The sequence below is a fragment of the Bradyrhizobium sp. CCGB20 genome, assembly GCF_024199855.1.
Taxonomy (GTDB): domain Bacteria; phylum Pseudomonadota; class Alphaproteobacteria; order Rhizobiales; family Xanthobacteraceae; genus Bradyrhizobium.
Map to the genome: position 1 here is coordinate 7,479,078 of NZ_JANADN010000001.1, position 23,100 is coordinate 7,502,177.

General features: G+C 65.8%; 22 protein-coding genes and 1 other RNA gene. 9 read left to right on the forward strand and 14 right to left on the reverse strand.

Going from position 1 to position 23,100, the window contains the following annotated elements:
* Nucleotides 1-190: 190 nt before the first annotated feature.
* Nucleotides 191-1,054 carry an N-acetylmuramoyl-L-alanine amidase gene (locus NLM15_RS35120; RefSeq protein WP_254122493.1) on the forward strand — a complete coding sequence of 288 codons (864 nt, stop codon included), beginning with the start codon at nt 191-193 and terminating at the stop codon, nt 1,052-1,054.
* Between the two features lie 152 nt (nt 1,055-1,206).
* Here NLM15_RS35120 and NLM15_RS35125 read toward each other — a convergent pair whose 3' ends face one another.
* Nucleotides 1,207-2,439 (reverse strand): RNA polymerase sigma factor, encoded by a 1,233-nt coding sequence (locus tag NLM15_RS35125; RefSeq protein WP_254122494.1) that lies wholly within the window; start codon nt 2,437-2,439, stop codon nt 1,207-1,209.
* A 22-nt stretch (nt 2,440-2,461) separates the two neighbouring features.
* Complete coding sequence (locus tag NLM15_RS35130) at nt 2,462-2,815, reverse strand: YciI family protein (protein ID WP_254122495.1); 354 nt, start codon at nt 2,813-2,815, stop codon at nt 2,462-2,464.
* 150 nt (nt 2,816-2,965) lie between these two features.
* Here NLM15_RS35130 and rnpB point away from each other — a divergent pair.
* Nucleotides 2,966-3,397: RNase P RNA component class A (rnpB, locus tag NLM15_RS35135), an RNA gene on the forward strand.
* A gap of 184 nt (nt 3,398-3,581) precedes the next feature.
* Here rnpB and NLM15_RS35140 read toward each other — a convergent pair.
* Both NLM15_RS35140 and NLM15_RS35145 read right to left on the reverse strand, forming a co-directional pair.
* Nucleotides 3,582-4,295 (reverse strand): alpha/beta fold hydrolase, encoded by a 714-nt coding sequence (locus NLM15_RS35140; protein WP_254122496.1) that lies wholly within the window; start codon nt 4,293-4,295, stop codon nt 3,582-3,584.
* Nucleotides 4,296-4,367: 72 nt separating this feature from the next.
* Entirely contained in the window at nt 4,368-4,802 is a 435-nt protein-coding gene (locus tag NLM15_RS35145) for a DUF983 domain-containing protein (RefSeq protein WP_254122497.1), read from the reverse strand.
* Nucleotides 4,803-4,881: 79 nt separating this feature from the next.
* Here NLM15_RS35145 and NLM15_RS35150 point away from each other — a divergent pair, with 79 nt between their 5' ends.
* On the forward strand, nt 4,882-6,252 hold the full coding sequence (locus tag NLM15_RS35150; RefSeq protein WP_254122498.1) for a PLP-dependent aminotransferase family protein: 1,371 nt from the start codon (nt 4,882-4,884) through the stop codon (nt 6,250-6,252).
* Nucleotides 6,253-6,257: 5 nt separating this feature from the next.
* Here the strand turns inward: NLM15_RS35150 and NLM15_RS35155 are convergent, their stop codons facing one another.
* Entirely contained in the window at nt 6,258-6,515 is a 258-nt protein-coding gene (locus NLM15_RS35155; protein WP_254122499.1) for a hypothetical protein, read from the reverse strand.
* 231 nt (nt 6,516-6,746) lie between these two features.
* Between NLM15_RS35155 and NLM15_RS35160 the strand changes: the two genes are divergently transcribed.
* A complete protein-coding gene (locus tag NLM15_RS35160) occupies nt 6,747-7,490 on the forward strand; it encodes a sulfite exporter TauE/SafE family protein (RefSeq protein WP_254122500.1) in 744 nt (247 codons plus the stop codon).
* A 195-nt stretch (nt 7,491-7,685) separates the two neighbouring features.
* Here NLM15_RS35160 and NLM15_RS35165 read toward each other — a convergent pair whose 3' ends face one another.
* From NLM15_RS35165 to NLM15_RS35180, 4 genes are all read right to left on the reverse strand, one after another.
* Complete coding sequence (locus tag NLM15_RS35165; protein ID WP_254122501.1) at nt 7,686-9,092, reverse strand: MATE family efflux transporter; 1,407 nt, start codon at nt 9,090-9,092, stop codon at nt 7,686-7,688.
* Nucleotides 9,093-9,147: 55 nt separating this feature from the next.
* Complete coding sequence (locus NLM15_RS35170; protein ID WP_254122502.1) at nt 9,148-10,947, reverse strand: ABC transporter ATP-binding protein; 1,800 nt, start codon at nt 10,945-10,947, stop codon at nt 9,148-9,150.
* A gap of 499 nt (nt 10,948-11,446) precedes the next feature.
* Complete coding sequence (locus NLM15_RS35175) at nt 11,447-13,030, reverse strand: DHA2 family efflux MFS transporter permease subunit (protein WP_254122503.1); 1,584 nt, start codon at nt 13,028-13,030, stop codon at nt 11,447-11,449.
* Nucleotides 13,031-13,059: 29 nt separating this feature from the next.
* The gene (locus tag NLM15_RS35180) at nt 13,060-14,397 is read right to left on the reverse strand and encodes an HlyD family secretion protein (RefSeq protein WP_254122504.1); all 1,338 of its coding nucleotides are present in this window, start codon (nt 14,395-14,397) and stop codon (nt 13,060-13,062) included.
* 197 nt (nt 14,398-14,594) lie between these two features.
* On the opposite strand from NLM15_RS35180, the gene NLM15_RS35185 reads away from it, so the two are divergent.
* Nucleotides 14,595-15,230 carry a TetR/AcrR family transcriptional regulator gene (locus NLM15_RS35185; RefSeq protein ID WP_254122505.1) on the forward strand — a complete coding sequence of 212 codons (636 nt, stop codon included), beginning with the start codon at nt 14,595-14,597 and terminating at the stop codon, nt 15,228-15,230.
* Nucleotides 15,231-15,284: 54 nt separating this feature from the next.
* Nucleotides 15,285-15,626, forward strand: a complete 342-nt coding sequence (locus tag NLM15_RS35190; RefSeq protein ID WP_254122506.1) for a DUF6665 family protein — start codon at nt 15,285-15,287, stop codon at nt 15,624-15,626.
* A 16-nt stretch (nt 15,627-15,642) separates the two neighbouring features.
* Here NLM15_RS35190 and NLM15_RS35195 read toward each other — a convergent pair whose 3' ends face one another.
* Both NLM15_RS35195 and NLM15_RS35200 read right to left on the reverse strand, forming a co-directional pair.
* Nucleotides 15,643-16,224 carry a histidine phosphatase family protein gene (locus NLM15_RS35195; protein ID WP_254122507.1) on the reverse strand — a complete coding sequence of 194 codons (582 nt, stop codon included), beginning with the start codon at nt 16,222-16,224 and terminating at the stop codon, nt 15,643-15,645.
* A gap of 102 nt (nt 16,225-16,326) precedes the next feature.
* Complete coding sequence (locus NLM15_RS35200) at nt 16,327-17,526, reverse strand: extensin family protein (protein WP_254122508.1); 1,200 nt, start codon at nt 17,524-17,526, stop codon at nt 16,327-16,329.
* Nucleotides 17,527-17,565: 39 nt separating this feature from the next.
* On the opposite strand from NLM15_RS35200, the gene NLM15_RS35205 reads away from it, so the two are divergent.
* Nucleotides 17,566-17,796 carry a hypothetical protein gene (locus NLM15_RS35205; protein WP_254122509.1) on the forward strand — a complete coding sequence of 77 codons (231 nt, stop codon included), beginning with the start codon at nt 17,566-17,568 and terminating at the stop codon, nt 17,794-17,796.
* Nucleotides 17,797-17,862: 66 nt separating this feature from the next.
* On the opposite strand, the gene NLM15_RS35210 is transcribed toward NLM15_RS35205, so the two are convergent.
* Nucleotides 17,863-18,741, reverse strand: coding sequence for a DUF2147 domain-containing protein (locus NLM15_RS35210; RefSeq protein WP_254122510.1), 879 nt, complete (start codon nt 18,739-18,741; stop codon nt 17,863-17,865).
* A 196-nt stretch (nt 18,742-18,937) separates the two neighbouring features.
* Between NLM15_RS35210 and NLM15_RS35215 the strand changes: the two genes are divergently transcribed.
* Complete coding sequence (locus NLM15_RS35215) at nt 18,938-19,717, forward strand: DUF2147 domain-containing protein (protein WP_254122511.1); 780 nt, start codon at nt 18,938-18,940, stop codon at nt 19,715-19,717.
* A gap of 222 nt (nt 19,718-19,939) precedes the next feature.
* On the forward strand, nt 19,940-21,379 hold the full coding sequence (locus NLM15_RS35220; RefSeq protein ID WP_254124586.1) for a FecR domain-containing protein: 1,440 nt from the start codon (nt 19,940-19,942) through the stop codon (nt 21,377-21,379).
* Nucleotides 21,380-21,572: 193 nt separating this feature from the next.
* On the opposite strand, the gene NLM15_RS35225 is transcribed toward NLM15_RS35220, so the two are convergent.
* Together NLM15_RS35225 and asd are read right to left on the reverse strand one after the other, a co-directional pair.
* Nucleotides 21,573-22,142, reverse strand: a complete 570-nt coding sequence (locus tag NLM15_RS35225) for an NUDIX hydrolase (RefSeq protein WP_254122512.1) — start codon at nt 22,140-22,142, stop codon at nt 21,573-21,575.
* Between the two features lie 66 nt (nt 22,143-22,208).
* Nucleotides 22,209-23,072 (reverse strand): archaetidylserine decarboxylase, encoded by an 864-nt coding sequence (asd, locus tag NLM15_RS35230; RefSeq protein WP_254122513.1) that lies wholly within the window; start codon nt 23,070-23,072, stop codon nt 22,209-22,211.
* Nucleotides 23,073-23,100: the final 28 nt, after the last annotated feature.

The following is a 23,100-nucleotide window of genomic DNA, read 5'->3' on the forward strand; positions in this document are numbered from 1 at the left end:
ACGGCCCTTAGCGTTAAGAAAGCGTTGATCGGCTCGTTACAAGTCGAAAAGGTGACGCGTCGGTGATGCCTCATCCACACACTGCGCCAAAATGCATCCGTTAACCGCGCCGCACGATTGCGCGCGGCGGAGGGTAAAGGAATAGTAAAGAGAAGGGCTTGGCCCACTCTCTATCCGACTTGAGCTGTCTATGTCGTCCGGTCCGTCTACGCCGTCTGGATCTGATTCGAAGCGTCAACGCGTTCTCCCGGTTCCCAAGGCCGCGGCGAACACGCGGACGTTCGAGCCGGATTCCTCGATCGTCTCCGACATCATTCCCTCGCCGAACCATGGCGACCGCAACAAGGGACGGCAGCCGGATATGATCGTGCTGCACTACACCGGCATGCCCGATGTCGAGGGCGCGCTGGCGCGGCTGTGCACGGCGGGCACCGAAGTGTCGGCGCATTACGTCGTGCTCGAGGACGGCCGCATCGTGCAATGCGTGCCCGAGGCCAGGCGCGCCTGGCACGCCGGCGTCTCGGCCTGGGCCGGCGAAGACGACGTCAACTCCTGCTCGATCGGCATCGAGATCATCAATCGCGGCCATGACTGGGGCTATCCGGAATATCCGCTGCGCCAGATCGCCGCCGTGATCGCGCTGTGCCGCGGCATCATGCTTCGCCGCAAGGTGCCGGCGCACCGCGTGCTCGGCCATTCCGACGTCGCGCCTGCGCGCAAGAAGGACCCCGGCGAAAAATTCCCGTGGCATTCGCTGGCCAATTCCGGCGTCGGCCACTGGGTGACGCCCGCGCCGGTCGTGCGCGGCGAGAGCCTGATGCTCGGCACCATCAGCGACGAGGTGCTGAGCCTGCAGCAGGCGCTCGCCCGATACGGCTACGGCGTGCCGCTGACCGGCAAATACGACGCCGCGACGATGGAAGTCGTCACCGCGTTCCAGCGCCATTTCCGCCCGGCGCGGCTGGATGGTGTCGCGGATCATTCGACGCTGTCGACATTGCAGGCGTTGCTGGAAAGTTTGCCGGCGGATGCGGCGGTCGTCGCGACGAAGTGACGGCAGCAGCCGCACCTTCCCTCATTGCGAGCGCAGAACCTAGACCTCACCCTGAGGAGCCGCGCTTGCGCGGCGTCTCGAAGGGCGAGGCCACCAGCCGGGCCTTCATCCTTCGAGACGCGTGTTCCGCGCTCCTCGGGATGAGGAATGACCTAGCCCATCTCCCTCACCCGCCGCGCATACAAACGCCGCAACGGCTCCAGCTGCGTCGCCTCCGTCGCGAGACGATACGCCTCGCGCGCTTCATCTTTCCGCCCCAACCGCCGCAGCAAATCCGCACGCACCGCTGGCAACAGCTCATAGCCACGAAGCCCGCCGCGCGCGGCGACCGCATCGACGAGAGCGAGCGCGCGCCCCGGACCGTCGACCATCGACACCGCCGCGGCGTGGTTGAGCTCGATCACCGGAGACGGGCTGATGCGCAGCAGCACCTCGTAGAGTCCGGCGATCTGCGGCCAGTCGGTCTCCTCGAAACTCGGCGCACGCGCATGCAGCGCGGCGATCGCGGCCTGCACCGCATAGGCTTGCGGCAGCCCGGGCAGGCGCAGCGCATCGTCCACCAGTCGCAGACCGTCCTCGATCTGCGCGCGATCCCAGAGCGTGCGGTCCTGCTCTTCCAGCAGCACGATATCGCCGGCCGGCGTCTCGCGCCCGGCGCGGCGCGCATCGTGAAGCAGCATCAAAGCCAGCAGTCCCTTGATCCCGGCCCGATCGGGCATCAACCGGTCGAGCAGCCGGCAGAGCCTGATCGCCTCGGCCACGAGATCGGGCCGCATCAGATCCGCACCCGACGTCGCCGCATAGCCTTCGGTGAAGACGAGATAGATCACGGCGAGCACGCCGTCGAGCCGCGGCGCCAGCGCGTCGCGCTCGGGCACCTCATAGGGAATGCCGGCGAGCCTGATCTTCTGCTTGGCGCGGACGAGGCGCTGTGCCATCGCCTCTTCGCCGACCAGGAAGGCGCGCGCGACCTGCGAGGTCGAGAGCCCGCCGACGGTGCGCAGCGTCAATGCGACCTGGACCTCGGGCGCGAACGCGGGATGGCAGCAGGTGAAGATCAGCCGCAGCATGTCGTCATCGAGCATCGCCGGCGGCTCGTCGGGCGCTTGCGCGTTCAGCTCGAGCTCGTGCACGAGCGCCTGCTGCCTGCCGCGAAAGGCGATCTGGCGGCGAATCCGATCGATCGCTTTGTTCCGTGCGACGTTGACAAGCCAGGCGCGCGGATTGTCCGGCACCTCGCACGCCGACCAGCGCTCCAGCGCGACCGCAAAGGCGTCCTGGAGCGCATCCTCGGCGAGATCAAAATCGCCGACGAGGCGGATCAGGGTGGCCAGCGCCCGCCCCGCCTCGTCGCGGAAGATTTTTTCGATCTCGCTGGGAGTCATGCGGCGATGCGCGGCTGCGCCGTCACTTCTCATACACCCAGATCGGCCGGACCTCGATCGAGCCGATCCGCGCCGACGGAATCCGGGACGCGATCTCGATCGCAGCATTGAGATCCCTGGCCTCGACCAAGTAATAGCCGCCGAGTTGTTCCCGCGTCTCCGCAAACGGCCCGTCGGTCGTCAGCAGCTTGCCGTCGCGCACGCGCACCGTCGTCGCCGTCGTGGTCGGCTGGAGCCGGTCGCCGGCCTTGAAATTGCCGCTCTGGACGATGCCTTGCGTGAAGGTCTGGTATTCGGCCATCATCTTCTGGGCCGTGGCAGCGTCGTTCTTCGCGTATTCGACCTCGTTCTGGTAGATCATCAGCAGATATTGCATGGCTCAACTCCTGTTGTCCGGCTGTGTCGCCGACATCCAGTCGAACGGGGCGCGCTCCAAACGACATCTTCAGGATAAATTATTTCGGGCAAAGCGTGCCCTTCGATATCGGCTTGACGGAACCGTCACAAATGCTCCATGCGTAACCGGTCAGTCGGCCGGACGGCCGCTCCAGCAAGTGCCGAAAGGCCGCCGGGGAGGAAAGTCCGGGCTCCCTTGACATGCGGTGCCGGATAACGTCCGGCGGGGGCGACCCCAGGGAAAGTGCCACAGAGAACGAACCGCCCGCCTTTGCAGCGCAAGCTGCGCAGACGGGTAAGGGTGAAAAGGTGCGGTAAGAGCGCACCGCGGATCCGGCAACGGAGCCGGCATGGTAAACCCCACCGGGAGCAAAACCGAATAGGGACGGCGTAGCGGGCTGTTCGCTTTGAGCGATAACGCCGCGGGGCGATGTCAGGCCCGCCGTCCGGGTAGGTTGCTCGAGGCCATGTGCAAACATGGTCCCAGAGGAATGGCCGTCACGTATCGTTCGCGCAAGCGGACGGTGCCCTACAGAACCCGGCTTACAGGCCGGCTGATATCTTGCAACGAGGGGTTCGATGCCAACGCATCGGGCCCCTCACCATTTTGGCGCGAGCGCGCAGCCATTCAAATGGCGTCATTCCGGGGCTCGCGAAGCGAGAGCCCGGAATCCATCGTGCGGTAGTGCCAGTCGGTGAATGGATTCCGGGCTCGTGCTGCGCACGCCCCGGAATGACGGCGAAAGTTACGCGACGATCTTCTCCAACACGCCCATCAGCGCCTCCGGCGCCGTCACGTTCGGCGCATGACTCGCATCGAGCTCGAAATAGCGCCAGCCATCTTCGCTCTTCGTGCGCTTGGCGAATTGCCCGAACACGTCACCCGGCGGAATGCGCGTGCAATAGATGTAGCTGCGCGGCATTGCGGGTTCGCCGTGGTCGAGCTTCAGCCTGGTCTCGAAACATTTGATCGGCATCGCGACCCGGCGCGCGTTGAGCCAGTCGAGATCGGCTTGCGGGGTGTCAGGCGGCGGCGGATTCGGCGGGATACGGTAGCCGTCAGTCGAGGCTGCGGCCTTGCGCATCGGCTCGCGCCCGCCTTCGTTGAGATCGAACAGCGACTGTCCGTCGCGCGGCACGAAGGCGTCGAGATAGATCAATTGCGTCACGCGCTCGCGCGCGCGATCGGCAACGCCGGTCGCGACCATGCCGCCATAGCTGTGGCCGAGCAGCACGATGTCGCCGAGATCCTCGAACTTGATGACGTTGAGGATGTCCTGAATGTGCGTGTCGAGATCGACCGCGGGACTTGCGAGATGCGCGCGCTCGCCGAGCCCGGTGTAGGTCGGCGCGATCAGCCGATGACCGGCCTGCGCCATCAACGGATGCATCTTCTTCCGGGCCCATCCGCCGGACCATGCGCCATGACAGAGCAGAAAAGTCTTCGAGCGTGCGGCCATCGGCATTTCCATCGTTCTTGCTTGTACGATGGAGTGTAGCGGCCGAACGCGCGATGTAAACGCTGCGGCCGCTCAGGCCGCGCGCGTGTCCGCCTTCACCAGCACCGGCGCAAGCTCAGCAGCCTCGCGCCGCAGCTTGCTCGCCTCGAAGCCGTGCATGCCGACCTGCCATTGCAGGCCGACGATGGCGCCCTTGGTCGGTTGCAGCAGTGCGAGCGAAGCGAACAGCGTCACCGGCAGCCACACCGCCAATTGCAGCCAGACGGCCGGCGCATAGGCGGTCTCGACCGCGAGGATCGCCGGCACCACGAGATGGCCGACCACGACGATCACGAGATAGGCGGGAAAGTCGTCGGCGCGCTGATGAAACAGCTCCTCGCCGCAATGGTCGCAGCTGTCTGCGACCTTCAGGAAACGGCCGAACAGATGACCCTCGCCGCAGTTCGGGCACTTGCCCCGGAAACCGCGCCACATCGCCTTCGCCAGAGAGATTGAACCGGTCGCCATGACCACACCTCTTCCTTTTCACCGATCCATACAATAATATCTTGCATCCATACATTCAAAGGATATGGGCCCAAATTGCATGGATTGGACTCCTACAATCTCGGAGCTGAGCGGGCCGCGCTACCAGCGCATCGTCGAGGCCATGGAGGCCGACATCGCTGCGGGCCGGCTGGTGCGAGGCCAGCAGCTGCCGACCCAGCGCGCGCTGGCCAAGGCCCTCGGCATCGACCTCACCACCGTGACGCGCGCCTACACCGAGGCGCGGCGCCGCGGCATCATGGAAGCCCGGGTCGGCCAGGGCTCGTTCGTATCCGAGACCAGCGCGCGCCGCGCGGTCGACCTGCCGCATCCCGTCGCGATCGACCTCTCGATGAACGTTCCGCCGCATCCGCTGGAAGCGCAGCTCGACGAGCGGATCATCGCCGGGATGGAAGCCATCCGCGCGCAATCGGGCCTGACGGCGCATCTCAACTACCAGCCGCCGGGCGGCAGCGCGCATGAGCGCGAGGTCGCGGCGCGCTGGATGCGCGCACGCGTTCCGCACGCGCATGCCGACAAGCTCGTGATCTTTCCCGGCGCGCAGACGATCCTGTTCAACCTGCTCGCTCATCTCGCGCGGCGCGGCGACGTCGTGCTGACGGAAGCCCTCACCTTCCCCGGCATCAAGGCCGCCGCGGCGCGGCTCGGCGTCAAGCTCGTGAGCGTCGCCATGGATGACGGCGGCATCCTGCCCGATGCGCTGGCGAAGGCCTGCCGCACCCACAGGCCGAAGGCCGTCTATCTCATTCCGACGCTGCACAATCCGACCACCGCGACGCTGTCAGCCGAGCGGCGTAGCGCCATCGCGAAGATCATCAGCGATGCCGATACGATTCTGATCGAGGACGACGCCTATGGACTGCTCGACCGCTCGGCATCGCCGATCGCCAACCTCATTCCGGAACGGACGTATCTGGCGACCACGCTGTCGAAATGCATCGCGCCGGCACTGCGCGTCGCCTATCTCGTGACGCCCGACAGCGCCGCGCAGCAGGAGATGCGGACTTACCTGCAGGCCACCGTGCAGATGCCGGCGCCGCTGATGGTCGCGCTGGTGACGCATTGGATCGAGAGCGGCATTGCTGATCGCATCATCACCGCCATCCGCAACGAAGCCATCGGCCGGCAGCAGCTGGCGCAGCGCGCGCTGAAAGGATTTCAGTTCCTGGCCAGGCCCGCCGCCCATCATCTCTGGCTACGGTTGCCGGACGACCGTCCCGACGTCGCGTCGCATCTGTTGCGGAACGGACTCGCGATCGTCGCCGGCGATGCCTTCACCGTGGACGGAACACCGCCGCACGCAGCGCGGGTCTCGCTCGGCGCAGCGCGCAACAGGGCGGAATTGACGGAAGCACTGCGCATCCTGGTCGGCGCGCTGCACAGGCCCGCCGACACCAGGCAGATCGTCTAGGCGAGCTAATGATGGCGGCGATGGCGCGGGCGGACCGCCGGCGCAACGGCTGACGGATAGGATGCGTAGGCATCGCTCGGCGTTCCCTGCAGGCCACGAGCCGCTCGGCCTGCAGGCGTGAGCTGGCCGCCATTCAGCACGTCGCGGTCGGGATGAGCGGCCTGATAGGCCGCAGGCTCGGAAAACTGCGCTTGCGCCATCGTCGGCATCAGGGCCGCCGCCGACAGGAGGGCGGCCGCAACGGCAATCTTCGCGCGGGACATGGTCATTCTCCATCATCTCGTTCGGGAACAGGCCAATCGGAGCGCATCATGGCGTCGGGCGGGCCCCCAGATTGAAGTACGACCATCATGTAGGCCCGTCCTCCGCGAACGCCCGCCTCCGGGGATCACGCTTGCGTGCGGTTTTGAAATTGACCTCCACGGCAGCGGCTGTGCTATGCGGGCAGTGGCGATCAACAATTCGGGATCGCCCATTGCGACAAGGACAATCGGTTGGAAACGCTTCACTACGCGCTGCTGCTGTTTGGCGCATTGGCCGGCGGCTTCGTCTCGGGCCTGGCCGGCTTCGGCACGGCGCTGATGGCGCTCGGCATCTGGCTCTACGTGCTGCCGCCCTCGCTCGCGGTGCCCCTGGTGCTGATCTGCTCGGTGATCGCGCAGACCTCGACGCTGCCGTCGATGTGGAAGAGTTTTGACCTGTCGCTGGTCTGGCCGTTCCTGATCGGAGGACTGATCGGCGTGCCGCTCGGCACCATGCTGATCGCCTCGGCCGATCCAAAAATATTCAAGCTGAGTGTCGGCGTGCTGATCCTGATCTTTTCGAGCGCGCTGTACCTCAACAAGACGCCGCTCGCCGTCAAATTCGGCGGACGCATCGCCGACGGTGCGATCGGCTTTGCCGGCGGCATCCTCGGCGGCCTTGCCGGATTGTCCGGGCCGCTGCCGATCCTGTGGGCCAACATCCGCGGCTGGAACAAGCATGAGCGGCGGGGCATCTTCCAGCTCTTCAATTTTACCGTGCTCGCCACCGCTTTGGTGTTGCAGACGGCCTCGGGCCTCGTCGAATTCAAAGTGGTCTGGCTCGCGCTGGTTGCCTTTCCCGGCACGCTGATCGGCGCATGGGCCGGCGCGCGCGTCTACCACGCGCTGAACGACAAGCATTTTGGCGACGTCGTGCTCGGCCTGTTGTTCCTGTCGGGCCTTACCCTCGTCTGGAACAGTATTGCCGCGCTCTAGCTCCGTGTCTTCTTCGCGGCGAGCGCCATGCCGCCGGCGACGCCGACACCGAGCACGTAGATCCAGCCCGGGGTGAAATCGAGTCCCTGCTCGTTCAACATTTCGGTCATTCAGGTCCTGAGCAGATTTTGGCCACCCACGGCGCGGCAAAACTAGCCGGAGCCGTGGGTGGAGGACAAGCGCGTCTGCAATCCGCTATGCGGGCTCGCGTACGGCAGGCACGACCGGCTCGGGATTTTCCGGCTCCGCAACCTTCTCCTGTGCTGGCAGCGCGAGACGTTTTCCGAACTCGCGGTGCAACAGCCACACGCTCAGGCCGGCCTGTAGCGTGGTCGTCGCGATCGACAAATACCAGACATGCTCCATCCGGAAGCCCGGCCACGTCGAAAGCCAGATCGACGGCAGGGAATAGGTGAGGACCCGCGTTGCCGAGGTCCACAGCACCGGCTTGGTGTTGCCAAGCCCCTGAAACATGCTGGAGCAGGTGAAGATCAGTCCCTGCGCCACCATGTTGAGCGAGACGATGCGCAGAAAAAGCGACGCAACCGCCATCGTCTCCGGATCGTTCGAGAAGCCGGCGAGCAACAGACCAGGCGCGAGCTGCGCGAGGATCAGGAAAACGATCATCACGGCGGTCGCGATCAGCGCCGCCTTGACGAACGTCTCCCGCACGCGCGCGCCGTTGCCAGCGCCGAAATTCTGGCCGGCGATCGGCCCTGCCGCGAGGGCGACCGCGAGCGCCGGCATCTGGATCAGGCCAAGGAGACGCGTCCCGATGCCAAATCCGGCCTGCGCCGCCGGACCGAAAACGCTCAGCACGTAATAGCCCACGGCCATGATGATGAAGACCATCACGAACTCGCCGCCCGCGGGCAGGCCGACATTCAGGATCCGCTTCCATTGCCGAAGCTGCGGCCGCCATTGTGCCGGATGGAAGGCGACATAGCGCTCCAGCTTCAGGAAATACGCGAGCAGCATCAGCACGCCGATGAAGACCGCGATCGAGCTGGCGAGGCCCGCACCGGCAACGCCGAGCGCGTGGCCGGTGCCCCAGCCCGAGATCAGGACCGGCGCCAGCGCGATGTTGATGACCACGGCGACCGCCTGCACCAGCATGCTTGGCCGCACGATGCCGGTCGCCCGCAACGCGGAGGCCATCACCTGCGTTGCGAATTGCAGCGCCAGCGCCGGCATGAACCAGAGCAGATAGATCGTGCCGGCTTCAACCGTAGCCGCGTCGGCCGCAACCGCGCGCATATAGGGGCGCGACAGTGCGAAGCCCGCCACCAATGTCAGCAGCCCGAGCAGCACCGACAGGACGACCGACTGGTTGAAGACGAGATTGGCATCGTCGCGGTCCTTGCGGCCCACGGCGTGCGCGATCAACGCCACCGCGCCGACGCCGAGCACCTGCATCAGCGCGTTGACGAGAAAGCCGGCATTGCCGGCCGCAGCAACGCCGGCGATCGCCGCCTCGCCCAGCCCCGAGACGAAGTACAGGTCGACGAGCTGGCAGATCATGATCGTGATCATGCCAACCACGATCGGAGGCGCCATGCTCAGGATATGGCTCACGATGGAGCCGCGCGTCAGGTCCTTCATCTCATTCCATCCTTGACGGCGTGACCGCGGGACTTGCGCCCCGCTGCCGCGCGCCTCACTCCGCTGCTGCGATGTGTCCGAGCTCCACCACTTGGCGCTCGAACAGACCGCGATAGATGCCGCCTGGCTTGCCCGCGAGCACGGCATGCGTTCCCTGCTCGACGATCTCGCCGCGGTCGAACACCAGGATCCGATCGAGGCTGCGCACCGTCGACAGCCGGTGCGCGATCACGATCGAGGTACGGCCCTTCATCAGCCGCTCCATCGCCTGCTGGATCAGCGCCTCCGATTCCGAATCGAGGCTCGATGTCGCCTCGTCCAGGATCAGCACCGGAGCGTCCGCCAGGAAGGCGCGCGCCAGGGCCACGCGCTGCCGCTCGCCGCCCGACAGCTTCACCCCGCGCTCGCCGACGAGCGTGCCGTAGCCCTTCGGCAGGCGCAGGATGAAGTCGTGCGCATTGGCGAGCCGCGCCGCCTGCTCGATCGCCTCGAGGCTGGCACCGGGCCGGCCATAGGCGATGTTCTCGGCGAGCGAGCGATGAAACAGGATCGGGTCCTGCTGCACGATCGCGATCTGGCTGCGCAGCGATTGCTGCGTGGCCAGCGCGATGTCCTGCCCGTCGATCAGCACGCGGCCGCCGGAGACGTCGTAGAGCCGCTGCACCAGCTTGACGAAGGTCGTCTTGCCGGAGCCCGAACGGCCGACCAGACCGACGCGTTCGCCGGCGCGGATCGTCACCGACAGCCCGTCATAAAGCGGCGCGGGATGGCCGCCATAGTGGAACGTGACGTCGTCGAACACGATCTCGCCGCCCTCAATCGCGATCGGCCGCGCGGCGGCCGCATCGGCAATGCCGATCGGCTCGTCATGGATCGCCACCAGCTCCTCCATGTCGTTCACCGAACGCTGGAGGTTGTTGATGTGCATGCCGACGTCGCGCAGATAGGCGTGAATGACGTAGTAGCTCGTCAGCACATAGGTGACGTCGCCGGGCGAGGCGTGCCCGTACATCCACAGCAACACCGAGCCGCCGATCACGGACGCCCGCAGGCATAGCAGCAGCGAGAGCTGCGCCGTGGCGGTGTAGTTGTAGCGGAACCAGGTCCGTCGCACGCGCACGCGCCAGCGGCTGATGACGCGGGCGAGCCGCGTATCCTCGCGCGCTTCCGCACCGAAGGATTTCACCACGGCATTGCATGTCAGCGCATCCGCCAGCGTGCCGCCGACCTTGGTGTCCCAGGCATTGGAGACACGCGCGGCCGGCGCGATGTAGCGCGTCGAGAACAGCACCGTCATCGTGACATAGGCGAGCGCGCCGAGCGCGATCACCGCGCCGAGCGAAGCCCAGTGCACGCCGAGCAGCACCATCGACCCGATCAGCACGACCAGCGAGGGCAGAAGCGCCAGCAGAATGGTATCGTTGAGCAGGTCGAGCGCCCACATGCCGCGCGTGATCTTGCGCACGGTGGAGCCTGCGAACGAGTTGGCGTGCCAGTCGGTCGAGAAGCGCTGCACACGCATGAAGGCGTCCTGTGCGACCTCCGACATGGTCTTCAGCGTGAACGGCACGATCGCCTGCAGGCCTGCCAGCCGCAGCACCATCGAGGCCGCGCCCAGCACAACGATGGCGCCAAACGCAACAAGTGCCGCGTGGCGCGCCTCGGGATCGGACGGTCCGCGGATCAACGCGTCGATCAGCTGCCCCGAGAAGACCGGCATGAACAGGTCGGCGGCGGTCGCACCCAGCAGGCCGGCGACGATGGCAATCGTCCGCCCCGGCTGCTTCAGCCAGTGCCTGAACACGAAGGGCAGCACCACGCGTATCGCCGCGGGCTTCTTTGACAGAATGGTCATGGCGTCATCCGGCCGCTGTTGGCGCGGGCCGGCTCCATCGATGGACGCAGGCCGGCCGCGAGGGCCGGGACGGCGTCACTTCAAGCTGATTTTGACTTGGGAAGCGGGGCGATCGGGACGCTTGGTCGAAACCTTGGCCCAATCGAAGCTGGCGAAAATGGACCCTAGAGGGTCGAGCACATACCGAGCCAGAACATCATCGAGCGCGGGCGTGCGATCTGCGAATGCGACGAAATCATGCAAATCTCTCCCCGGTTCGATTGAATAAGGTGCGCTTTATAGATGTGTCGTTCGCGCTTTGCAACGGGGCTTCCGCGAGATCACGGACGAGTGTTGCAATTTGGTTCGGTGGTGGCGCGCCACTCTCCGCTGTCATGCCCCGCGAAGGCGGGGCATCCAGTACGCCGGGACGGATGTGGTGAGAGCGAGCTCTCCAACGCCGGCCTCTGGAATACTGGATCGCCCGGTCAAGCCGGGCGACGACACTGAATGTGTGGCGTCAGTGCGCGTCGCCGCCGCCGGTCATAGAGGCCGGCTTGTTCAGGAGCGTGACCAGCAGGCTGAGGCCGAGATAGAACACGGTCAGCACGAAGAAGGCATCGCCAAAGCTCATCACCACGGCCTGGCGGTGCACGATCTGGCTGAGCTGCTTCATCGCCATCAGCGTGGAATCGCCGAGCCCCTGGAACTTCTGCATGAACATGGTCAGGGTTTCGGTCGCGGTGGCGTTGCCCCAGGTCACGCGCTCCTGGAGGCGCGTGATGTGCAGATCGGTGCGGTCGTTGAGCACGGTGTTGATGACGGCGAGTCCGACCGCGCCGCCGAGATTTCGCATGAGGTTGAACAGGCCCGAGGCGTTCTTCACCCGGTCAGGCGCCAGCGTGCCGAGCGCGATGTTGTTGGTCGGCACCATCGCGAACATCATGCCGACGCCGCGCAGGATCTGCGGCACGAGCAGCTCGTAGAAATCGTAGTCGCGCGTGATCCAGGTCATCTGGTAGGAGCCGATCGCGAACACGACGAGACCGAACGCGATCATGTAGCGCATGTCGATCTTCACCATGAGGCGGCCGACCAGCGGCGCGACCAGGAACATGGTGATGCCGGACACGAACATGGTCTCGCCGATCATCAGCGCGCTGTAGCCGCGCACCTCGGCGAGGTAGCGCGGATAGATGTAGGTCAGGCCGTAGAGGCCGATGCCGATGCAGAACTGCAAGACGCAGCCGACCGCGAAATTGCGGTTGGAGAAGGTGCGCAGATTGACGATCGGCTCCGCCGCCGTGAAGACGCGCCAGAAGAAGGCGATCGCCGCGATCGCGCAGATCCAGGCGCAGATCGCAACGGACGTGTCCTGCATCCATTCGTGCTGAGGACCCTCCTCCAGCACATATTCCAGCGTGCCGAGGAAGCCGGCCATGAACAGCAGGCCCCACCAGTCGAAGCGATCGAGCAGCTCGAAATGCGGCTCGTCGAAATCGACCAGCGCCAGCACGCCGAGGGTGATACCGATGCCGGGCACGACGTTGATGAAGAACAGCCAGTTCCAGGACATCAGATCGGTGATGTAGCCGCCGACCGTCGGTCCGATCGTGGGAGCCAAGGTCGCAACAAGTCCGATGATGGGACCGACGATGTGGAACTTGGAGCGCGGGAACACGGTATAGGCCGAGGCGAACACCGTCGGGATCATGCCGGCGCCGAGGAAACCTTGCAGCGCGCGCCAGAGGATCATCTCCTCGATGGTCGAAGCGAAGCCGCACAGCAGGCTCGAAACGGTGAAACCCGCCGCCGAGATCGCGAACAACAGCCGCGTGCCGAACGCGCGCGAGAGAAAGCCCGACAGCGGGATCGCGATCACTTCGGCGATCAGATACGCGGTCTGGACCCAGGCGACTTCGCTGGAGCTTGCCGACAGGCCGGCCTGGATCTCACTCAGCGACGCCGAGACGATCTGGATGTCCAGGATCGACATGAACATCCCGAACACCATGATGATGAAGGCGAACAATCGCTTCGGCGCGATACGCTCCGAGGCGGGGTCCGCCATCATGGCAGGTGAAGCAGTCGTGGCGTTCGCCATGGTCCGGCCTCGCAGCGCTCGTAGCGCGCCTACTGCGGATGGATCGCGGTGGGATCGTCGAGATCGACCTCGCTGTCGGCGTCGGCCGCGCCCTTGTTGGTGTCGACGGTCGCATAGACCGACATGCCGGCGCGGAGCAGGTTCTGCTTCGCCACCGACTTCGGCACGCGAATGCGGACCGGCACGCGCTGCACGATCTTGGTGAAGTTGCCGGTGGCGTTGTCAGGCGGCAGCAGCGTGAACACCGAGCCCGCGCCCGCCGCGATGCTGTCGACGACGCCGGAGAACTTGCGCATGCCGTAGGCATCGACCTTGATCGTCACCGGCTGGCCGGGACGGATGCGCTTGAGCTGCGTTTCCTTGAAATTGGCGTCGATATAGACGTCATTGAGCGGGACGATGTTGCCGAGCCGCTGGCCTACCGCGACGAAGTCGCCGGCGCTGACCAGGCGGTTCGAGAACGTGCCGTCGACCGGCGCGCGCACCGCGGTGAAGGCGAGATCGCGCTCGGCCTTGGCGAGCGAGGTCTTGAGCTCGGCGAGCTGCGCCTGCGCTTCGGCCTGCTGTGCCTTGGTGACATCGACATTGCTGACCGCGACGTCGTAGGCGGCCTGCGCGGCCTTGACCGCGGCGGCGCCCTGGTCGCGTCCGGCTTCCGAGCTTTCGAACGTGGCGCGCGAGGCGAAGCCCTTGCTGCTCAGCGCCTGCTGGCGCTCATAATCGAGATCGGCGCGCTTGAGACCGGCTTCCGCCGAGACGAGCTGCGCCTTGGCCTGCGCGACCTGGCTTTCGAGCGCCGCAATCTGGCGGCCGATGCGATCGATGGTGGCCTGCTGGGTCGCGATCCTGGTCGCGGCGGCATCGACCGCGATCTTGTAATCGCCGTCGTCGATGCGGAAGACGATGTCGCCGGCGCGCACGGTTGTGTTGTCGCCCGCGAGGATCGAGGAGATGTGGCCGGCAACGCGCGCGCCCAGCATGGTGTTGTTGGCGCGGACATAGGCGTCGTCGGTGGCGACGTAGAAGCGGCCGACCAGCGTGTAGTAGCCGGCATAGCTCGCGACCGCGAGCGCCAGCAGGAGGCCGACGCCCATCAGGACGAATTTGCGCTTGCCCGACTTGGGCGTATCGGACTTGGGCGCGCCGGCAGCGGCGGGCCCGTTCGGCGCAGGCGCGGCCGGCTTGTCGGTCACGGGCTTCTCCGGCGCCTCGGCGATGCGGCGCTTGGTTTCGTCGGCCACATGAGAGCGCAACTGCTCGGCAAGGGCGGCGGATTTCTCGGTCGCAGCCTCACTGCCCGCCTGCTCCGGCGTCTCCACCGTGTCCTGGCGAAGAACGCGCGCAGCCTGGTCTCTCGATACGGCCATAACGGCCTCCCCAACAAAAAAGCGCGATCGAGGACGGCCGTCCAGCGGACGGTTCCCTCTCGCCTGCTCCAAATATCATTGACCGAACGGTTCGGTCAATATACATAATGTTCCCGTGCAGACCCTACTGGCCCGAATCCTTTATTTGGGTTTCATGGGTCGGGCCCGATCCAAAAACCTTCCGAGACGCTGAACCAATGGTTGTAGCTGCCAGCGAACATCTGCACGTCATCCAGGAGGAGGACAGTTCCAAGCGCCGCCAGATCCTGGACGGAGCCCGCAAGGTGTTCATGGATCTTGGTTTCGACGGCGCCAGCATGGGCGAGATCGCGCGTGCCGCGCAGGTCTCCAAGGGCACGCTCTACGTGTACTTCGCCGACAAGAGCGCGCTGTTTGAAGCCATCCTCGAGGAGGAAGCGCTCTTTCACGGCCAGGTCATGTTCAATTTCGATCCGGCGCGCGACGCCGAGACCACGCTGAAGGATTTTGGCCAGGTCTACATCCACTTGCTGTGCCGGCCCGGCGGCGGATCGGCGATCCGCACCGTGATGGCGATCGCCGAGCGCATGCCCGATGTCGGCCGCCGCTATTATCTGCGCGTGCTGGACAAGACGATCAACCGGCTCTCCGAATATCTCAAAATCCATGTCGCCGCCGGCGATCTCAAGATCGACGATTGCGACCTTGCGGCCTCGCAGTTCATGGAACTGTGCAAGGCCTCGCTCTTCCTGCCGTTCGTTTTCCAGGCCGCGCCCGCGCCGTCGGAAGAGCGCATGACCGAAGTGGTCGACAGCGCGACGCGGATGTTTCTCGCGGCGTACCGGGCGAAGTAGCAGCAGCAGGCCACGCGTTGCGCGGGCCTGTCCCGCGGCACTATATTGAGTGCCATGTCCCGTGATCTTCGCCCGCCGGTCGATATCCTTCATTACGAAATTGTCCAGGAACAGGCCTCGGCGCTTGGACGGATGGGCCACACACTCGAGCAGAGCCTTGCGCGCTTGCGCGAATTCGATGCCGCTCATGCGCTTCCGGAGACGCCGGCCTCGATGCAACCGGCAAGGCGCAAGCTTGTGCTGGAAGCCGGCCAGGCGCTCTGGATGTTCGTGGTGCAGCGTGAGGCGTCCGGCTTGCGCGACAGCCGCCATATCATGCGGACCTACAACGTCCCGGGCGAGGTGCAGCGGTGCATGGGGCTGGTCCCGGCACCGTCGAAGCCGACCGCGAAGTGACGGTGGCGTCCTGTAGCTAGGCCCCGATCTCTTCCATCTTGCGCCACCCATGCAGGACACGGCGCCCCTCCAGCGTGAACGCGAAGCAGTTGCCGCCGCCGCCCAACTGATCGTGAACGCGATCGATGGGATGGCCGGCAGTATGGCAGAACAGTAGTGTGCCGACGGCACCGTGGCCGACGAAGAGAACGTCGCCGGGACGCTTGCGCGCCAGCACCGCCTCGGTCTCGCGCACGATGCGCGCCTGCGCATCGACGGCGCGCTCCCAGCCGCGGACGCTGAGATGGGGCTGCGCGAAAAACTGGTCGGCGACTTGCTCGAACTCTGCCGGCTTCAGGAAGCCCGTCGCCGAACGATCGTTCTCGTGCATGGCCTCGCGGATCTCGATCATGATGCCGAGCCTGCCCGCGATGATCTCGGCGGTCTCGATCGCCTTGCGTTCGGCACTGGAGATGATCTGAGTGGTGTTTGCGAGCCAGCTCGCATTCACCAGGGCTTCGGTGCGCGCGCGGCCGACCGGGCTGAGGCCCCATTGCGGCACCGGCACATCAGGATCGATTTGCACCTGCGGATGCGTGAGATAGCGGACGATGGACATTCGAGTTGACGCGATCGTAGCCCGCATGAGCGAAGCGATATGCGGGAACACGGCCCCGGATATCGCTTCGCTCATCCGGGCTACAAGAAAAGCTTCCTCTGCCTATTCGTCGGCGTAGTCGTCTTCTTCATGCTTGCGCGTCGTTATCTTGCGACCGAGCGAACCGGTCACGGACGGCTCACGCGCGCTCGCATAGGGCCGGCGCGATTGCGCGCGCGCGGCGACCTCGTCGCCGGAGACGGCAGCCGGCTGGCAGATCAGGCGGCGGCTGGCGCGGCGCATCAGATCAACGTGAATGTGATCGTAATGATAGACGTTCGATCCCGGCGCCAGCACCGTGGTGAAATGCGCGCAGGCACCTGACTGCACATCGCGCAAGAATCCCTGCTCTTCCGGCATGCCCCGCCAGCCGTCCTTCACGGTGACGCGGCGGCCATCGGCGAGCACGAAGGCCGCGATGTCGAGCGCGTTGCCGAAGGCATGCTCGGAGATGTGAGCATGCGAATTTCCGTTCATGCCGCGGCAGGAATAGGCCGAGATCTGCTTGATCTCGGCAACCCGAACGCCGAACCAGCGCATCGCCGAGGGCTGCACGGTGTCGGCGAGCCAGCGGTCGAGCTCGGACACGATCGGACAGGCCAGCGTCGCAGTCGGCTTGATCGCAACGGGGCCGACGGCGGTGACGGGATTGCCCTGCGCGGGACCGAGGCGCGGCAACGGCTGCTGCACGGGCGCCTGCGAGTAAGGCGCCGGTCGCGCCGGATAGCTCGGCGCATTCATGTAGCGCGCAGCGCCCGCAGCATCGGTGCCATCGGGCGGCAAATCGATCTCGTCCTCCTGCGCCGCCACGCCGGGCGCATTCAGCGGCATCGGTCCGGACGTTGCGCCATAGCCGGAAGGCTGGCGCACCGCGCTCTCGGGATAGTTCGATCGCTGCGGATAGGACGATGGATAGTTCTGGCTCTGCGGAGTGTTCGATCGCGGCTGCGTCACCGGCCAGCGCGGCTGGTTGCCGATGCTGCCCGGCGGGCGCAGTTCCTCGTCGGCAAAGCCATAGCTGCTCGAGGCTTCGCCGAGCGCTGCGACCTTCAACGGGAACTCGGCGCCGCACTGTCCGGGGCCGGAGATCGGGTCGATGCGGACGATGTCGGCGCTCTCTTTCACCGCGCCCGATTTCAGGCAAGCGGCTTCGGCCTCGGCCCGCCACGGTTCACGCTCGGCCTGGAAAAAGCCACGTCCGCAACCCGCAAGCGAAACAAGGACGATGGAGCCGACGAGATACAAACGAACTCCGCGCGTCATGCACGCACGTTCGGTGAATTTACTTAAAGACTCTTCAACGTGTTGATTTCAGTGTTCTTTAACCATACCGGCGCGCATGCATCTGCGCGGCCCGGCACGAGCGGCAGCGAGGCTGCCTTTTTCGGAGAGAGACTTCCTGTTAACCATGATGCTCTCGCGCAGGGCGGCAACAGAGGGAGCGACCTCATGACGTTTGCCGGAAGACTGAGCGTGATCACCGCGTACATTGCCCTGGCCTTCGTCGGCGCCATCGTGCTCGGCATGATCTAGCGGCACATCAAACGCATCGAAGGCTGCCGCTCTTCACGTCCCTTCTTGGGCTTGCGTCGCGATCCGTTACGACCGCGCGCCCCATTGCCGCGAGGTCGTGACCACTTCCTCCCGCGGCTCCTCGACCCGCCTCCAGTCGTTCCCGGAGCACCAGAAGCGGCCGAGCGCGCAGGCTTCGACATGGAGCCTGCCGGAGGCCTTCAGCGTCATCGTCGCATAATAGGTGCTGCCGCTGGAGCGGCTGTAGATGCTGCCGGTCCAGACGTCGTGTGTTTTCGGCTTCATGTTGACGAGCACGCTCTCGCCCCGGTTAGACGCTTCGGCCAGCGCATAGCCGCACAGCGCGGGGCCGCAGCGTTCGATGCGAACCGTGCCCTTGGCGCCTGCGCTCTCCCATTCACCGAGCGGCGAATAGGCCGGCTCGTCATTGCCGCGCTGTGCGATCGATGACGTTTGCTTGATCTCGGGACTCGGGGCGATAACCGGCGGATCGAGCGTAGCAGCCTTCGGCGGATCGACGCGTTGGAGATCAACACGCGGTGGATTGGGGCTCAGCACCTCGGCTCTTGGTGCCTCCAATCTTGGCGCAGGCGCCGGCACAACGGACTGCGACGTCGCCGCGGCCAGAACGGGGGCAGGCGGCGCCGGGGGCGGTGCAACGGCGACGGTCGGTTGTGGCGGCCGGACCGCGGCCGGATAGACCGGCTGCGGCGCTTGGACGACCGGCGCTGGCGCAGGCGGCGGCGCCGGTGCCTTGCCGACATCTTCCTTAGGCCTGAAGCTGCGACTGGAGATCGACACGCAGGAAGCCGATCGGCAATTCCTGGGCGCCTCGACACGAAACCGGTGGCCACCGATCGAGAAGCTGTAGGAACCGGCCTCGGCGGAGGGCGCAATCGCCATCAAAGCGATCAATGTGCCAAGCGATGTCGCAAGCCGCTTCATCGGCGCCTCCTTCTGTGTCGCGACGACGTTACGCGGGATGGATCGCGGCTGAATGTGCGCTGGCTCACCCAGGCGGCCGCGAGCCGTAGTGACGTCCATCACAGAAGGCCGGACGGAGCAGGCCTAGGGTCGAACCACGCCTCATCCACCCGCGACACCAGTCCATACCGGGCCCGCACAAATTTCGGAGGTTGTCATGAGCAAGCTCACCATCGCCGCCACCGCGCTCTTCCTCGCTTCGGCCACCGCCGCGCATGCCGGCAATTCGATCTCGTTCCAGATCGAGGGCCAGCACATCCGCATCGAGACACCGCGCAACTGCGCCTCGCTCAATTGCGTGACCATCGTCGCGCCGGGCCTGTCGAACAAGCCGATCAAGCTGAACAACATCAACCTCAACGGCCTCGGCTCCAAGGACGATGACGTCGACGACACGCCGGCTCCCACCACGACCGCGCCGCCCGCACCGGCTCCGGTGCAGCAGCAGCCCGTGCAGCAGGCACCGATCCAGGCAACCGTGCCGGCCGCGCCTGCGGTCGTCGCGCCCACGGCTCCCACCACCACCGTTACCGCTGCTCCGGCCGCCAGCTACGACACCACCGCGCAGCCCGCGCCCGTCGCGGCTCCCGTTGCTGCGCCGGTCGCTGTTGCACCCGCTCCGGCTCCGGTGGCCGCCACGCCCGTGGCGGTTGCCAACTCGCCGATCGGCGTGTGGGCGACGGAGGAGAACAAGGGCAATGTCCGCGTCGAGCAGTGCGGCGCCAATCTCTGCGGCTACGCCGTGAAGTCCAACGAGCGCATCCTGATCAACATGAAGCCCGACGGCGCGAAGTGGAGCGGCCGCATCCACGATCCCGACTCCGGCCGCAATTACGACTCGACCGTCACGATGAAGGGCCCGAACGCGATGCGCGTGCAGGGCTGTGCCTTCGGCGGCATGTTCTGCGGCGGCCAGACCTGGAAGCGCGTGAGCTGACGCGCTGAGCGCGTCATCCCGTACGATCGTCATCCCGGGCGATGCAGAGCATCGACCCGGGATCTCGCGCGACAGCCTCACTCTATCTCCTCACCCTGAGGAGCCTGCCCTTGAACGTCCGCCCCTCCCCTGCGACAATATGTTCATCCACCATTCAGCTGCCCCCGGCTGAAATCCGCCGCTCTCGCCTCGCGTTCTCACCGGGATCCCCTCGTGACTTCATTGGTAGCCTGGCGCCGCTTCGCCGTTGCGCTTGCCCTGCTGGCCTTGCCTCTGGCCGGCGCCGACGTGGCGCTGGCATCCGACGCCATCGAGCTTGCGCAGGCGCAGACACAAGCGCAGCCGACGCCCGCCCCCTCGCCGACGCCATCGGCTTCGCCTGCGCCCGCCGGGGACGCCCAACCCGCCGCCGTCGAGCCGATCGGCAACGTCGCGACCGTGACGGGAATCGCGACCGTGGTCCGCGACAAGAACTCGTATCCGCTGCGCGCGCGCGACGACATCTATCTCAACGATATCGTGCAGACCTCGTCGAACTCCACGCTCGGCATCACCTTCAATGACGCGACCACGTTCAACCTCTCCGCCAGCTCGAAGATCACCATCGACAACTACGTCTATGAGGACGGCGGCAAGCAGAACTCCGGGATATTCGACATCGGCAAGGGCACGGTCGCCTTCGTCGCGGCAGCCGTGGCGAAGACCGGCGACATGAAGATCACGACGCCGACAGCAACGCTCGGCATCCGCGGCACCACCGGCGTCGTCGACGTGCCCGAAGGCGCCGCGGCGAACAGCGCGAGCAACGTCAACATCAAACTCTATCCCGATGCCGATGGCCGCGTCGGGCACATCGACGTCGACGACCGCAGCAGCGGCACGCGGCTCGGCGCGCTGACGCAAGCCTCCAGCGGCTTTGCGATCCGGCCGGGCGCAGCCACGGCAGGCGTCATGCGCTTTGCCGCGGTGCCGATCACGATTCCACCGCAGCAGATCGCGCGCGACCGCGGCTTCGTCAGCCAGGTGCATCTGGCGCAGACCACGGGCCGCCAGATCGTCACCGAGCAGCGCGACTTCCGCCGCGCCAATCCGACCGCGAGCCCGCGCATCCCGCGGCCGTTCCAGCCGCAACAGCAGCAATTGCGGCCGAGCACGACGCCGGGTCAGCAGCCGCAGCGGCCGAACGGCCAGCCCGGTCAGGACAACCGACGAGGTCAGCAGCAGCCGGGCACGCCAAACCGTCAGGGCGCGCAGCCGCCGCAGCGGCAGGGCCAAGGACAACAAGGCGGCGCAGTGCAGCCGGCCGCCCCGCGCGCGGGTCAAGGTCAACAGCGGCAAGGCCAGCAGCAACAGGGCAAGCCGCAGCCCGGCCAGCAGCAAGGCGCGGGAGGTCCGCCGCGCGCCGGACAAGGCACACCGCAAACCCAGCCACAACGCGGGCAGAATCAGCCCGGAGGAGTCGTGCCGTCGCAGCCAGGCGGACCGCAGCAGCAGCCGGCCACGCAGCCGCACACCGGCGCGCAGCCCGGCCAGCCGCCCGCGGCTCAACAGCCGGGCCTGCAACGCCCCGGCGGATTGCAGCAACGCCTCCCCGCCGCGCAACGTCCTGCGGCACCACGAAGGCCAACGCCCGCTCCGAAGGAGAAGAAGGAGCGGCGGTAACCCTTCGCTCTCTCGTTGCGGGAAAAGGCGCCTCGTCAGCGTGGCGGCGGCTTCTGAGGAAATAGTGCGAAAGAGGCTCGCTCAGCCACGTCCCCGTCATTGCGAGGAGCCCTTGCGACGAAGCAATCCAGAATCTTTCCGCGGATAGATTCTGGATTGCTTCGCTGCGCTCGCAATGACGACTTGGAGAGACTCACGCGTCGCCGCGCAGCCAAGCCTTCACCTTCTGCAACAAGCCGTGCCGCAGTTCGTCGACAGAAGCAGCTTCCGCCGGCGTCAGTGTCTGCAGGGCTGCATCGATGTGGTCTGCCGCCAGCGGCGGCGTCGGCTCCGGATCGGGCGACGACGCCAGCCCAGCCGCCGCAAGCGCGATCGGGCCGATCTGGGTCAGGAACGCGCGCTCGTATTCGCGCGACAGGCGCGCGAGCGCATCCTCCAGCGTCAGCCAGTCCACCGCCTTGATGTCGTTCATCAGCTTGCGGACGGGACCGCCATTGGCCTCCATGCGCCAGAAATGCACGACCTTGGAGCGGCCACCGGATTGATAAACCAGCGTGCCCAAAAATTCGTGGATGGCGACGTCGTGGCCGGTCTCCTCCAGCACCTCGCGATGCGCGGCTTCCTTCGGCGTCTCGCCATCGTCGAGCTTACCCTTGGGCAAGACCCATTCATTACGCTTGCGCTGGCGGACGACAGCAACCAGCGGCGGCGCACCACGCCGCAGCACAATACCACCCGCCGCCATGACCGGCGCCCGCGCCATCACCAAATCCGTATCGTCGAAGTGCCCCCGCCGACCATATAGGCGGCGGGGACGGCGGATTGAAGGCTAGTTTCGCTTCAACAGCGCTTGACCTGCACGAATGCGCGTACCCTCGGCGATACCGTCGCAAAACGTGAAATCGCCAGGCGCCAGGATGATGATGGTCGAGCCGTGCTCGAACCAGCCGAGCTCCTCTCCTTTGGTGACGTTGACATCGCAGGGGAAATTGACCGGACCGCGTGTCTGCGCGTTCAGCACCATGTCGAGGAAGTGCAACCGGATGCTCGCGACCAGGATCGCGGCAACCGGCACGAGCGTCACCGCCTCGCCCGTCGACAGATGGGTACGGATCACGGCGCGCTCGTTCTTGCAGAACAGGCGCTCGACCCGCTTCAGCGCGATCGGATTGACGTTCCAGACGTCGCCATGGATCAGCGTGACGCGCTCGATATGCGCGTCAAAGGGCGCATGGAAGCGGTGATACATGCTCGAGGTCAGCCGTAGCGTGACGAAGGAGCCGTTACGGTGCTGGTCGACCAGCGCGGAATCGCCGACGAGGTCCAGCAGCGAATAGGGCGCGCCCTTGACCTGGAACAGCTCGGTGTCGGCGATGCGTCCGTGGGCGCCGACGATGCCGTCCGACGGGCTGGCGACGACGGAGGGATCAAGATCGAACGGCCGCAATCCCGGCTTGAGCTCCCGGGTGAAGCAGTCGTGCAGGCTCTTGAAATGGGACTTGCGCGCCTCCGACAGATCGAGGTCGGAGAACAGCTTCCACAGCGCGATCGAGCCGTCCCGCACCAGGGGATTCTCGATCTTGGAAAACCAGCCCATGAAGCGGGTGAGCGCCGCGCGGGGGATGCGGTTGGTCAACAGGAAGTTGAGGTCTTCCTGCTGGGTGAAAGAGGCGATGAGGGCTTTGACTGTCATGAATCTGTCAGCTCGCAGGGTTAGCGCT

Bases quoted from the DNA above. Each gene is read 5' to 3' on its own strand.
- NLM15_RS35120 (WP_254122493.1), top strand. From the start codon at position 191: ATGTCGTCCGGTCCGTCTACGCCGTCTGGATCTGATTCGAAGCGTCAA.
- NLM15_RS35125 (WP_254122494.1), bottom strand. From the start codon at position 2,439: ATGACTCCCAGCGAGATCGAAAAAATCTTCCGCGACGAGGCGGGGCGG.
- NLM15_RS35130 (WP_254122495.1), bottom strand. From the start codon at position 2,815: ATGCAATATCTGCTGATGATCTACCAGAACGAGGTCGAATACGCGAAG.
- NLM15_RS35140 (WP_254122496.1), bottom strand. From the start codon at position 4,295: ATGGCCGCACGCTCGAAGACTTTTCTGCTCTGTCATGGCGCATGGTCC.
- NLM15_RS35145 (WP_254122497.1), bottom strand. From the start codon at position 4,802: ATGGCGACCGGTTCAATCTCTCTGGCGAAGGCGATGTGGCGCGGTTTC.
- NLM15_RS35150 (WP_254122498.1), top strand. From the start codon at position 4,882: ATGGATTGGACTCCTACAATCTCGGAGCTGAGCGGGCCGCGCTACCAG.
- NLM15_RS35155 (WP_254122499.1), bottom strand. From the start codon at position 6,515: ATGTCCCGCGCGAAGATTGCCGTTGCGGCCGCCCTCCTGTCGGCGGCG.
- NLM15_RS35165 (WP_254122501.1), bottom strand. From the start codon at position 9,092: ATGAAGGACCTGACGCGCGGCTCCATCGTGAGCCATATCCTGAGCATG.
- NLM15_RS35170 (WP_254122502.1), bottom strand. From the start codon at position 10,947: ATGACCATTCTGTCAAAGAAGCCCGCGGCGATACGCGTGGTGCTGCCC.
- NLM15_RS35175 (WP_254122503.1), bottom strand. From the start codon at position 13,030: ATGGCGAACGCCACGACTGCTTCACCTGCCATGATGGCGGACCCCGCC.
- NLM15_RS35180 (WP_254122504.1), bottom strand. From the start codon at position 14,397: ATGGCCGTATCGAGAGACCAGGCTGCGCGCGTTCTTCGCCAGGACACG.
- NLM15_RS35185 (WP_254122505.1), top strand. From the start codon at position 14,595: ATGGTTGTAGCTGCCAGCGAACATCTGCACGTCATCCAGGAGGAGGAC.
- NLM15_RS35190 (WP_254122506.1), top strand. From the start codon at position 15,285: ATGTCCCGTGATCTTCGCCCGCCGGTCGATATCCTTCATTACGAAATT.
- NLM15_RS35195 (WP_254122507.1), bottom strand. From the start codon at position 16,224: ATGTCCATCGTCCGCTATCTCACGCATCCGCAGGTGCAAATCGATCCT.
- NLM15_RS35200 (WP_254122508.1), bottom strand. From the start codon at position 17,526: ATGACGCGCGGAGTTCGTTTGTATCTCGTCGGCTCCATCGTCCTTGTT.
- NLM15_RS35210 (WP_254122510.1), bottom strand. From the start codon at position 18,741: ATGAAGCGGCTTGCGACATCGCTTGGCACATTGATCGCTTTGATGGCG.
- NLM15_RS35215 (WP_254122511.1), top strand. From the start codon at position 18,938: ATGAGCAAGCTCACCATCGCCGCCACCGCGCTCTTCCTCGCTTCGGCC.
- NLM15_RS35225 (WP_254122512.1), bottom strand. From the start codon at position 22,142: ATGGCGCGGGCGCCGGTCATGGCGGCGGGTGGTATTGTGCTGCGGCGT.
- asd (WP_254122513.1), bottom strand. From the start codon at position 23,072: ATGACAGTCAAAGCCCTCATCGCCTCTTTCACCCAGCAGGAAGACCTC.